This is a genomic window from Tardiphaga sp., assembly GCF_025356345.1.
Classification (GTDB): domain Bacteria; phylum Pseudomonadota; class Alphaproteobacteria; order Rhizobiales; family Xanthobacteraceae; genus Tardiphaga.
Map to the genome: position 1 here is coordinate 20,935 of NZ_JANXTC010000410.1, position 11,150 is coordinate 32,084.

The following is an 11,150-nucleotide window of genomic DNA, read 5'->3' on the forward strand; positions in this document are numbered from 1 at the left end:
TCGGGAGAGTGGCTGTGCGCGAGCGCCGGCCTGCTCCGATGTCAGGCGCAGCCCCGGACATGTAAAATTGGAATAGTGCCGTGACCGATTTTAGTAAGACACCTCTGCTCGATACCATCAAGACTCCGGAAGACCTCCGCAAGTTGAAGGTCGAGCAGATCCGCCAGGTCGCCGACGAGTTGCGTCAGGAGACCATCGACGCGGTGTCGGTGACCGGTGGCCATTTCGGCGCCGGCCTCGGCGTCGTCGAGCTGACGACGGCGATTCATTACGTCTTCGATACGCCGCGCGACCGCCTGATCTGGGATGTCGGCCACCAGGCCTATCCGCACAAGATCCTGACCGGACGCCGCGACCGCATCCGTACACTGCGTACTCCGGGCGGTCTGTCCGGCTTCACCAAGCGCACCGAGAGTGACTACGATCCGTTTGGCGCCGCGCATTCCTCGACCTCGATTTCCGCCGGCCTCGGCATGGCCGTCGCCCGTGACCTGTCGGGCGGCAAGAACAATGTTATCGCCGTGATCGGTGACGGCGCGATGTCAGCCGGCATGGCCTATGAGGCGATGAATAACGCCGGTGCGATGAATTCCCGCCTGATCGTGATCCTCAACGACAACGACATGTCGATCGCCCCGCCGGTCGGCGCGATGTCGGCCTATCTGTCGCGAATGTATTCGGGCAAGACCTACCGCTCGCTGCGCGAAGCCGCCAAGCAGCTCGGCAAGCACCTTCCGAAGGTGATCGCCGACCGCGCCGAGCGCGTTGAAGAGTATTCCCGTGCCTTCATGGCCGGCGGTGGCACCCTGTTCGAAGAGCTCGGCTTCTATTACGTCGGCCCGATCGATGGCCATAATCTCGACCATTTGCTGCCGGTGCTGCAGAACGTCCGCGATATGGAGACCGGCCCGATCCTGGTCCACGTCGTGACGCAAAAGGGCAAGGGTTACGGCCCGGCGGAAGCGGCCGCGGACAAGTACCATGCCGTCGTCAAATTCGACGTCGCCACCGGCGCGCAGTCCAAGTCCAAGCCGAACGCGCCCTCCTACCAGAATGTGTTCGGCGCCTCGCTCGTCAAGGAAGCCGAGAAGGACGACAAGATTGTCGCCATCACCGCGGCGATGCCGTCGGGTACCGGTGTCGACATCTTCAACAAGGCATTCCCGGATCGCACTTTCGACGTCGGCATCGCAGAGCAGCATGCGGTGACCTTCGCCGCCGGCCTCGCCACCGAAGGCTACAAGCCGTTCTGCGCGATCTACTCGACCTTCCTGCAGCGCGGCTATGACCAGATCGTCCATGACGTGGCGATCCAGGGCCTGCCGGTGCGCTTCGCCATCGACCGCGCCGGTCTGGTCGGCGCCGACGGCGCCACCCATGCCGGGTCGTTCGACAATTGCTACCTCGGCTGTCTGCCCGGTTTCGTCATCATGGCGGCCTCGGACGAGGCTGAACTGGTGCACATGGTCGCCACCCAGGTCGCCATCAATGACCGCCCCAGCGCGCTGCGCTATCCGCGCGGCGAAGGTCGCGGCGTCGAGATGCCGGAAGTCGGTATCCCGCTGGAAATCGGCAAGGGCCGCATTGTCCGCGAGGGAACCAAGATCGCACTGCTGTCGTTCGGCACCCGTCTCGCCGAATGCGAGAAGGCCGCCGACGAACTGGCCGCTCATGGCCTGTCCACCACCATCGCCGATGCGCGCTTCATGAAGCCGCTCGACGAAGACATGATCCTGAAGCTGGCGCGCGACCACGAGATCCTGCTGACCATCGAGGAAGGCTCGATCGGCGGCTTCGGCAGCCACGTGATGCAGTTCCTGTCCGACAGCGGCATGCTGGACGGCGGCCTGCGGATGCGTTCGCTGGTGCTCCCCGACGTGTTCCAGGACCATGATTCGCCGGCCGCGATGTATGGCCGCGCCGGCCTCGACGCCAAGGGCATCGTCACCAAGGTGTTCGAGACCCTCGGCAAGGATTTTACCGCCGAGACCGTGAAGCTGGCCTGAGCTGTCATTCCGGGGCGAGCGCGGCGCAAGCCGCGATCGAACCCGGGATCTCGACATGTTCAAAACATTTCGAGGTTCCGGGTCTGCCCTCCGGCCGGCTTCGCCGACCGAAGTGCATCCCGGAACGACGAGAAGGCGTCTTTCATGAAAATCTACCTCGCCGGCCCCGACGTGTTCCTGCCGGACGCCGTCGCCATCGGCCGCCGCAAGGTCGAGATTTGCGCGCGCCATGGCCTGACCGGGCTCTACCCGCTCGATAATTCCGTTGATCTTTTTGCGCCCAATGCCTCGCTCCAGATTTTTCGCGGCAACGAGGCCATGATGACCGAGGCCGACGCGATCATCGCCAATCTGACGCCGTTCCGCGGCCCCGGCGCCGATGCCGGCACGGTCTACGAACTCGGTTTCATGGCTGGTCGCGGGAAAATTTGTTTCGGATACGCCAACGATCCGACGCTCTATGTCGACCGCGTGCGCAGCCGCACCAATGTCACCTCACAGGACGGCCGCCGAATCGATGCCGAAGGCCTCACCGTGGAAGACTTTGGCCACACCGACAATCTGATGATGATCCACGCGCTCGAGCTATACGGCGCGCCGCTGGTCCTGCCGCGCGAAAAGCCCGCGGACCCTTGGCACGACCTCACCGCCTTCGAGGCCTGCGTGCGGCTCGCCGCCGACCGCGCCGCGCGCTGATGGCCAAACGCAGCATCAACACGCCGACCCCGCGAAAACGCGCCGACCTGCTGCTGGTCGAGCGCGGCCTGTTCGAGAGCCGCGCCCGGGCGCAGGCAGCGATCGAGGCCGGGCTGGTCATCGCTGACGACAGGCTGGTGGGCAAGGCATCCGAGAGCATCGCCGAGGACGCGATCATCCAGGCCGAGCCGGCGCACCCTTGGGTGTCGCGCGGCGGCGTCAAACTGTCCGGCGCGCTGGAGCGCTACCCTGTCGAGATCGAGGATCATGTCTGCCTCGACGTCGGGGCCTCCACCGGCGGCTTCACCGAGGTGCTGCTGGCGAACGGCGCCAGCCTGGTGTTCGCGATCGACGTCGGCCGCAGCCAGTTGCATCCGTCGCTGCATGGCCATCCGAAGATCGTATCCTTGGAAGAGACCGACATTCGCGCCTATGAAAACAAGCGACTGCCGGCGCGCCCTGACGTGGTAGTCATCGACGTCAGCTTCATCTCGCTGAAGGCGGTGCTGCCGGTGGCGCTGTCGCTGGCGGCCTCGCCCATGCATCTGCTGGCGCTGATCAAGCCGCAATTCGAGGCGCCGCGGCAAAATACCAAGCGCGGCATCATCAAGGATCCGGCTGTACACCAGGCGGTGTGCGACGATATCGCGGCATTCGCGGCGACACAGGGTTGTACCGACATTGAAATCTTCCCCTCAGCCATCGCCGGCGGCGACGGCAATCTCGAATTCTTCCTCGGTGCCCGCCGTGGGTGAACGCCTGACCATCGACCATGTCGGCCAACGTGGCGACGGCGTGGCCTATGCGGGCGGCGCCACGGTATTCGTGCCGTATACGCTCGGCGGCGAGGCAGTCGAGGCAACGCTCGTCCCCGGCCATGCGGAGCGCCGCAAACTCGAACACGTCGAGACCGCCAGCCCGGAGCGTATCACGCCGTTCTGCCAGTATTTCGGGCGCTGCGGCGGCTGCGCGATCCAGCACTGGCAGCCTGATCCCTATCAGGCCTGGAAGCGCCAGATCGTGGTCGATACGTTGGCGCATGCGCGCATCGAATGCCCGGTTGATCCGATCATCGACGCCCACGGCGCCGGCCGTCGCCGCATCACGGCGCATGCCAGGCGCGGCGGCGACAATGAGATTCGCGTCGGCTTCTCCGCCGCCGCCAGCCACGCCATCGTGGCGATCGACGATTGCCCGATCCTCGACCCCGGCCTGAAGGGCGCGCTCGACGTCGCCCGCGCGATCGCGCTGTTGCTGAAGCCGACCGATAAGCCGCTCGATATTCAGGTCACGGCGGCCAGCAACGGCCTCGACGTCGATGTCCGCGGCACCGGCCCGCTGCCGACGCCGCTGATCGCCAGGCTGTCGTTGCTCGCCGAGCAATACAAGCTCGCCCGCCTCACGCGCCACGGCGAGTTGGTGCTGATGCGCACGCCGCCGATGATCACGGTCGGCAAGGCGCAGGTGGTGCTGCCGCCGGGCTCGTTCCTGCAGGCCACCGCCGCCGGCGAGGAAGCGCTAGCGGAACTGGTCGTGAAAGCCTGCAAGGGCTCGAAGCTGATCGTCGACCTGTTCTGCGGCGTCGGACCGTTCGCGCTGCGGCTCGCCGCGAAATCACGCGTCATGGCTTACGACTCCGACGAAGGCGCGATCCTGTCGCTGCGGCAGGCGGTGAAAGACACGTCCGGCCTGAAGCCGATCACAGCCGCCGTGCGCGACCTGTTTCATCGCCCGCTGGTTGCGCAAGAACTGCGCGATGTCGATTGCGTCGTGTTCGATCCGCCGCGCCAAGGGGCGCAGGCGCAGGCCGAGAAGCTCGCCGCCAGCAAGGTCAAGACCGTGGTTTCCGTCTCCTGCAACGTGCAGAGCTTCGTGCGCGACGCGAAGATCCTGATCGACGGCGGCTACAGGATCGACAGTGTCACGCCGGTCGACCAGTTCAGGCACACCCCGCATGTGGAGTTGGTGGCAAGGTTCAGAAGGTAGTCGCGCTTCTTACTTCCCTCCTTGTGGGCGAAGGTGGCACGGCCGGAGGCCGCGACGGATGAAGGGTCCCACAAAGTAATGATAGGGTAGGTTAGCGCGAGGCGCGTAACCCACCGCCCTTCTCCATCGCAAATCGGCCGGTGGGTTACGGCGCAAGGGCGCCTAAACCCACTTTACAACCTGAACGCTCACCTTCCCCAGCGGTCCTGCCAGATCTTCTCGCCAATCATGCAATTGACCCGCGATTCGCGCGGGCCGGCGACTGGAATCGCGCGCGGCTCCGGCACCAGACCGGCGACTTCCATCACCAGCTTGGTGCGGATCGCTTCCTTGAACTTGTCGCGCTCCTTGATGGTCACCACGAACGAGCCGGGGCCACCGACCACGCAATCCTCATAGTACCAATCGAGATTCTCGATATCCATCGTCGAATAGGATGGCTCCTTGGCCATGATCGGCAGGCCGTTGATGACGATGCCTTTCGAGACCGCCTCGTCGCGCGCGAGGGTGACAGGCGCGCCATTATTGTTCGGCCCGTCGCCGGAAATGTCGATGACGCGGCGCAGGCCATGCAGCGCGTTTTCCTCGAACAGCGGCATGGCGAAGTAGATCGCCCCTGAAATCGAGGTGCGCGAGGCGCGGCGAATCGGCGTCTTCATGATTTCGGCGGCCACCGCGTCGGCGGATTCCGGGCCGTCGATCACCCGCCAGGGAATGATCACCTTCTGGTCGGTGGAGGCCGCCCATTCGAAATAGGTGACGGCGATCTTGCCGGTCGGCCCGGTCTTCAAAGCAGCCAGGAATTCCTTGGAGACGATCGCCTGGGCATAGCCCTCGCGCTGGATCGCCAGCTCTTCCATGTCCATCGAATAGGAGACATCGACCGCCAGCACCAGCTCGACATCGACGACAGGATCAGGCTTGGCCTCGGACAATTGGAAGCTTGGCCCCGGCGCGGCGATACTCGCGACGTCACCTCCGGCGAACGCTCCCGCGACCAGTACCGCTCCAATCGAGACACACCAGCGCATAGCGGCCCTCCCGTCGAGACCGCGATCGTGACATGCAAATGACGGATCGCAAAGCAGGAACCGGCGCATGCGTTCACAATCAGGTCAGGCGTGCCGCAACGCTGGCGTGCGGATCGACAGCTTTCACCGGTGCCATTATGATGCCGCATCCGCCGCTCAGCGCTCCGGAGTTGTAGCTGAATGCCCGCGACCGTCACGACGCCCCGCACCAAGGCCAAACCCAAGGTCGAACGCCCGAAGCTGTACAAGGTGATCCTCGTCAACGACGATTTCACCCCGCGCGAATTCGTGACCCGGGTGCTGCAGGGGGAGTTCAAGATGACCGAGGACGAGGCCCACAAGGTGATGATCACCGCGCACAAGCTCGGCGCCTGCGTGGTCGCGGTGTTCACCCGCGACGTCGCCGAAACCAAAGCCACGCGCGCCACCGACGCCGGCCGCGCCAAGGGCTATCCGCTGCTGTTCACCACCGAGCCGGAGGAGTAGACCTCGTTTCCCGGACGCGCCGCGGCACCCTCGCGCCACTGCGCCGAGCCGGGATCCCGGATCTTCGAAGCGATATTTCGTATCGCATCGCGTCCGGGGCAAGTATTCTAACCGGCCTGCGTCTCTTCCACTCTCCCATAGACGTACTCAGCCTTCACAAATCCGGCGATCGGAAACTCACCGAGGTTCTCCCACCCCTCGCCGCCGATGTCGGCAAAGGCCGACGACGCCACGATGGTGCGGCCGAGACGGCCGGCAATTTTCTCCAGCCGCGCGGCCAGATTGACGGCCGGGCCGATGCAGGTGAAGTCCAGCCGGTTGCCACCGCCGATGTTGCCATAGAGAATTTTGCCGACGTGCAAAGCAACGCCGAAGCGGAAGCGTTCGGTCACGTTGTCCGCGCTGGCATATTCCAATGCCGCCACGTTGGCGCGCGCCTCGGTCGCCGCGGCCAGTACGCGCGCGCAGACTTCCTGCTCGTTTCCATCAACAGGGAATACGGCGAGCAGCCCGTCGCCCATGAATTTCAGCACCTCGCCGCCGTGAGCGAGGATCGGCGCGACCTGGCAGTCGAAGTACAGGTTGAGGATTTCGACGATCTGCTCGGGCGGCAGCCGGTCGGACAGTGCGGTGAAGCCGCGCAGGTCTGACAGCCAGATCGCGGCGTGCATAGTCTCGGTATGGCCGCGGCGGATCTGTCCGCCGAGAATGCGCTCGCCGGCGCGGCTGCCGACATAGGTATCCAGCAGCGTCGAGGCCACGCGCCGCAGACCTATCACCTCGATCAGCCGGGTCAGCGGCGGCACCACCCGCTTGAGATCGGTCAATTGTCGGTCGCTGAACCCGCCGGGCTGTCTGGTCGTCCAGCTCGACGCGTGGACCCGTCCACCGACGAACAGCAATGGCATCGCCATATAGTCGGTGACGCCCTCGGCGCGCATATCGTTGAAAAACGGAAAATTGTTGTTGCCGGGATCGTCGAGCCGGCACCGCACCTCGGCGGCCTCCTGAAACACGATCGCCAGCGGACTTCGCTTGAACTCGGGCGATTCCTGTATATCGAAGTCCACCGATCCGATGGTCACCTCTTGGCCATGACGCCAGATGAAATTGCGGCCGAAGATTTCCGGGTGCAACGTTCGCAGAAAGACCCCCACTCGCCACAGCGGCAGGCCCGCGGCAGTCAGGCGTTCGCAGCACTCCGCCATCATCCCGGCAGGCGTTGGCGAAGAGCGGGCGCCATCGGTCAGCCAGTCGGTGATTTCGGTGATCGCATCGGCTGACATGACGGGCTCTCGCGAACGGACCGGACGCCACGCCCGGGCATAGCTGTGAGACTAGCCCACCTGGCCGCGATGGCGCAAAAAGTGGTCGGCCATCACGCAGGCGACCATGGCTTCGCCGACCGGCACGGCGCGGATGCCGACGCAGGGGTCGTGGCGGCCTTTCGTCAGGATATCGGTGTCGGCGCCGGCGCGATCGATCGTCTTGCGCGGCGCCAGGATCGACGAGGTCGGCTTCACCGCGAAGCGCGCCACCACCGGCTGGCCGGTGGAAATGCCGCCGAGCACGCCGCCGGCATGGTTGGAAAGAAATGACGCGCCATGATTCGTCATCCGCATCTCGTCGGCATTGTCCTCGCCGGACAATTCCGCGGCGCCAAAGCCGTCACCGATCTCGACGCCCTTGACCGCATTGATGCTCATCAAGGCCGCGGCGATGTCGCCATCGAGTTTGGCATAGATCGGCGCGCCCAGGCCAGCCGGAATGCCTTCGGCCACCACTTCGATCACCGCTCCGATCGACGAGCCGGATTTTCTGATACCGTCGAGATAGCCTTCGAAGAACGCCGCCTTGTCCTTGTCCGGACAGAAGAACGGATTGTTGCCGACCTCGTCCCAGTCCCAATTATCCCGGTTGATCTTGTGCGGCCCCATCTGCACGAGGGCCGCGCGTACAATCATGCCCGGCACGATCTTTCGCGCAATGGCGCCGGCGGCGACGCGGGTCGCGGTCTCGCGCGCCGAGGACCGGCCGCCGCCGCGATAGTCACGCAGGCCGTATTTCGCCTCATAGGTGAAATCGGCATGGCCCGGCCGAAACTTGTCCTTGATGTCGGAATAGTCCTTGGAGCGCTGGTCGGTATTCTCGATCATCAGCGCGATCGGCGTGCCGGTGGTGACCTGCGCGCCGGTCTCCGGATGCGGCATCACCCCGGACAGGATTTTCACGATATCGGCTTCCTGGCGCTGCGTGGTGAAGCGCGACTGGCCGGGCTTGCGGCGGTCGAGATCCGCCTGGATGTCGGCGACATCGAGCGGCAGCAGCGGCGGACAGCCGTCGACCACGCAGCCGATCGCCACCCCATGGCTCTCGCCGAAGGTGGTGACCCGGAACATATGGCCGAAGGTGTTGAAGGACATGGGAAGCTCGCTGATCGGGAAGTTGTGGTAACGCGCCGGATCCGAGGGGTCAAATGGCGGCGCAGCGGGGAATCTTCCTTCTCCCTTGTGGGAGAAGGAAAAAGAGCCCCACCCTAGCTATACTTCGCCATCGCGCCGTCGCGGAACAGGTAGACTGCGCCCTGCTCGATCGGCAGTTCCGAAGCCGCAGCGATGCTCTGCACACCCAGCGCGACCATCAGCGCCCGCGCCGTCCCGCCATGCGCCACAGCGACGGTGTCGCCGGTGAGACCTTCATACCAGTCGCGCATGCGTAACTGCACCGAGGCGTAGCTCTCGCCGTTCGGCGGTGGCAGCTCCCATTTGTCGATCAGGCGGGCAGCAAAAACCTCCGGGTGGGCCTCCTGCTGCTGCTGCAGCGTAAAGCCTTCCCAATGGCCAAAGCCGATTTCGCGCAGCCGGTCGTCGAGCGCATAGGCCTCCGGCGGCAGGCCGAGTTGGCTGCGCACGAATTCCATGGTCGAGCGCGCGCGACCGAGCGGACTGGACACGAAACCGAAGTCCTGCGGCACGTGACCGTTGCGGGCCAGCAGGTCCTTCAGAATGCCGCCGGCATGCGCCGCCTGCTCGCGGCCGAGGTCGTTGAGCGGAATGTCCTGCGAGCCCTGGAAGCGGCCCGCGGCATTCCATTCGGTCTGGCCGTGGCGGATGTAGTAGATCGTTGGTTGCATGATGTTCTCGGACGTAAATGATCGTCATTGCGAGGAGCCCTTGCGACGAAGCAATCCAGTCTTTCGCGCGCGCGGCTTTCTGGATTGCCGCGTCGCTTCGCTCCTCGCAATGACGGTTGAGACGACGTCGCTAGTCCTTGCCCAGCGAGATATCCGGCGCGTCGGGGCGTTTCATGCCGACGACATGGTAGCCGGAATCGACATGATGCACTTCGCCGGTAACGCCGCGCGACATGTCGGACAGTAGATACAACGCGCTGTCGCCGACCTCGTCGATGGTCGTGGTACGGCGCAGCGGCGAATTATGTTCGTTCCACTTCAGGATATAGCGGAAGTCGCCGATGCCCGAGGCCGCCAACGTCTTGATCGGTCCGGCGGAAATCGCATTGACGCGGATGTTCTGCACGCCGAGATCGGCGGCGAGGTAGCGCACGCTGGCTTCCAGCGCGGCCTTGGCGACGCCCATCACGTTATAATGCGGCATCCACTTTTCGGCGCCGTAATAGCTCAGCGTGATGATCGAGCCGCCCTCTGTCATCAGTCTCTCGGCGCGCTGCGCGATCGCCGTCAGCGAGAAACACGAGATCAGCATGGTCTTGGAGAAATTCTCCGCCGAGGTGTCGACATAGCGGCCCTCGAGGCCTTCCTTGTCGGAAAAGGCGATGGCGTGGACCACGAAATCGATCTTGCCCCACTTCTCCTGTAACACCGCGAATACCGCGTCGATGCTGGCGGGATCGGTGACGTCGCAATGGCCGAGCACGAGCCCTCCCAGTTCGGCGGCCAGCGGTTCGACCCGCTTCTTCAGCGCGTCGCCCTGGTAGGTAAAGGCGATTTCCGCGCCCTGGGCGTGGCAGGATTTGGCGATCCCCCAGGCGATCGAGCGGTTGTTGGCCAGGCCCAGAATGACGCCGCGCTTGCCTTGCATCAGGCCTGTTGGTTCAACCATATCGCGTCCTATCCGCTTCGAAATCAATGTTCGGGGTACACCAGCACTTGTGCCCGGTATAGCCCAAAATGGGCCTGGGTTATGGCGCGATCGAACGTGCCGCGTCATGGCTGGAATAGAGCGGCGATCGAGGTGTTATGACAATTGTGGCGATGAATTGCATGACCGACCGATACCGGCGGGATTTCAGCCAAATGACGAGCGTTTCATGAGCGGGTTTCGCGAGAACGTCGAAAGCATGATTCCGGCGCTGCGCCGCTACGCGCGGGCGCTGGCGCGGGACGCCGACATCGCCGACGACCTGGTTCAGGACACTCTGGTGCGCGCGCTGCGCTCCGAAAAACTGTTCATTGGCGGCGATCTGCGCAGCTGGCTCTACACCATCCTGACCAACCTCAACCGCAATCGCCGCCGCTCGCTGGCGCGGCGCCCGCTGATGACCGAACTGTTCGACAACAATGCCGACGCGTCGGGAACCGAGGCCGAGGGCCGCGACATCGCCCGGGCGCTGGCTTCGCTGGTGGAAGATCAGCGCTCGGTACTGCTGCTGGTGATGCTGGAAGGGCTGAGCTACCGCGAGGTCGCCGACATCCAGAGCGTACCGATCGGCACCGTGATGTCGCGCCTTGCCCGCGCGCGCGCCCATGTGAAGGCCTATCTCGAAGGCCAGCGCCCGGCGCTCAGGGCGGTGAAGTGATGGGGATGCATTCCAAAGATCGCGCGCCGGCGCGCTCATTCTTCCTTCCCTCTCCCCTTGTGGGAGAGGGTGGCCGCGCGCCGCGCGGACGGGTGAGGGGTAATCGCGAGTGCAGAACCCCTCATCCGACCCGGACTTCGTCCGGGCCACCTTCTCCCACAAGGGG

At 64.5% G+C, this 11,150-nt stretch carries 11 protein-coding genes; 6 read left to right on the forward strand and 5 right to left on the reverse strand.

Annotated features, from left to right (window positions below; genetic code table 11):
- Positions 1–80: 80 nt before the first annotated feature.
- From dxs to Q0S16_RS25290, 4 genes are all read left to right on the forward strand, one after another.
- Entirely contained in the window at positions 81–2,006 is a 1,926-nt protein-coding gene (gene dxs / locus Q0S16_RS25275) for a 1-deoxy-D-xylulose-5-phosphate synthase (protein WP_295854951.1), read from the forward strand.
- Positions 2,007–2,150: 144 nt separating this feature from the next.
- Positions 2,151–2,702 carry a nucleoside 2-deoxyribosyltransferase gene (locus Q0S16_RS25280; protein WP_295854955.1) on the forward strand — a complete coding sequence of 184 codons (552 nt, stop codon included), beginning with the start codon at positions 2,151–2,153 and terminating at the stop codon, positions 2,700–2,702.
- Entirely contained in the window at positions 2,702–3,457 is a 756-nt protein-coding gene (locus tag Q0S16_RS25285) for a TlyA family RNA methyltransferase (RefSeq protein WP_295854957.1), read from the forward strand. Before Q0S16_RS25280 ends, Q0S16_RS25285 begins: the two co-directional genes overlap by 1 nt.
- On the forward strand, positions 3,450–4,688 hold the full coding sequence (locus Q0S16_RS25290) for a methyltransferase (RefSeq protein WP_295854960.1): 1,239 nt from the start codon (positions 3,450–3,452) through the stop codon (positions 4,686–4,688). The genes Q0S16_RS25285 and Q0S16_RS25290 overlap by 8 nt, the downstream gene beginning before the upstream one ends.
- A 188-nt stretch (positions 4,689–4,876) precedes the next feature.
- On the opposite strand, the gene Q0S16_RS25295 is transcribed toward Q0S16_RS25290, so the two are convergent.
- Positions 4,877–5,719 (reverse strand): DUF1194 domain-containing protein, encoded by an 843-nt coding sequence (locus Q0S16_RS25295; RefSeq protein ID WP_295854962.1) that lies wholly within the window; start codon positions 5,717–5,719, stop codon positions 4,877–4,879.
- A gap of 180 nt (positions 5,720–5,899) precedes the next feature.
- Between Q0S16_RS25295 and clpS the strand changes: the two genes are divergently transcribed.
- Positions 5,900–6,205, forward strand: coding sequence for an ATP-dependent Clp protease adapter ClpS (clpS, locus tag Q0S16_RS25300; RefSeq protein WP_295854964.1), 306 nt, complete (start codon positions 5,900–5,902; stop codon positions 6,203–6,205).
- A gap of 107 nt (positions 6,206–6,312) precedes the next feature.
- On the opposite strand, the gene Q0S16_RS25305 is transcribed toward clpS, so the two are convergent.
- From Q0S16_RS25305 to fabI, 4 genes are all read right to left on the reverse strand, one after another.
- Positions 6,313–7,491: an adenylate/guanylate cyclase domain-containing protein gene (locus Q0S16_RS25305; protein ID WP_295854967.1), complete on the reverse strand. Its 1,179-nt coding sequence runs from the start codon at positions 7,489–7,491 to the stop codon at positions 6,313–6,315.
- Between the two features lie 51 nt (positions 7,492–7,542).
- Positions 7,543–8,628, reverse strand: a complete 1,086-nt coding sequence (aroC, locus tag Q0S16_RS25310) for a chorismate synthase (protein WP_295854972.1) — start codon at positions 8,626–8,628, stop codon at positions 7,543–7,545.
- A 113-nt stretch (positions 8,629–8,741) separates the two neighbouring features.
- On the reverse strand, positions 8,742–9,341 hold the full coding sequence (locus tag Q0S16_RS25315) for a histidine phosphatase family protein (protein WP_295854984.1): 600 nt from the start codon (positions 9,339–9,341) through the stop codon (positions 8,742–8,744).
- A 127-nt stretch (positions 9,342–9,468) separates the two neighbouring features.
- Entirely contained in the window at positions 9,469–10,287 is an 819-nt protein-coding gene (fabI, locus tag Q0S16_RS25320) for an enoyl-ACP reductase FabI (protein WP_295854976.1), read from the reverse strand.
- Positions 10,288–10,495: 208 nt separating this feature from the next.
- Between fabI and Q0S16_RS25325 the strand changes: the two genes are divergently transcribed.
- A complete protein-coding gene (locus Q0S16_RS25325; RefSeq protein ID WP_295854979.1) occupies positions 10,496–10,984 on the forward strand; it encodes a sigma-70 family RNA polymerase sigma factor in 489 nt (162 codons plus the stop codon).
- Positions 10,985–11,150 lie beyond the last annotated feature (166 nt).

What these genes read in the sequence shown, in the direction of transcription:
- Q0S16_RS25280 (WP_295854955.1), top strand. Translation starts at nt 2,151, where the DNA reads ATGAAAATCTACCTCGCCGGCCCCGACGTGTTCCTGCCGGACGCCGTC.
- Q0S16_RS25285 (WP_295854957.1), top strand. Translation starts at nt 2,702, where the DNA reads ATGGCCAAACGCAGCATCAACACGCCGACCCCGCGAAAACGCGCCGAC.
- Q0S16_RS25295 (WP_295854962.1), bottom strand. Translation starts at nt 5,719, where the DNA reads ATGCGCTGGTGTGTCTCGATTGGAGCGGTACTGGTCGCGGGAGCGTTC.
- clpS (WP_295854964.1), top strand. Translation starts at nt 5,900, where the DNA reads ATGCCCGCGACCGTCACGACGCCCCGCACCAAGGCCAAACCCAAGGTC.
- Q0S16_RS25305 (WP_295854967.1), bottom strand. Translation starts at nt 7,491, where the DNA reads ATGTCAGCCGATGCGATCACCGAAATCACCGACTGGCTGACCGATGGC.
- aroC (WP_295854972.1), bottom strand. Translation starts at nt 8,628, where the DNA reads ATGTCCTTCAACACCTTCGGCCATATGTTCCGGGTCACCACCTTCGGC.
- fabI (WP_295854976.1), bottom strand. Translation starts at nt 10,287, where the DNA reads ATGGTTGAACCAACAGGCCTGATGCAAGGCAAGCGCGGCGTCATTCTG.
- Q0S16_RS25325 (WP_295854979.1), top strand. Translation starts at nt 10,496, where the DNA reads ATGAGCGGGTTTCGCGAGAACGTCGAAAGCATGATTCCGGCGCTGCGC.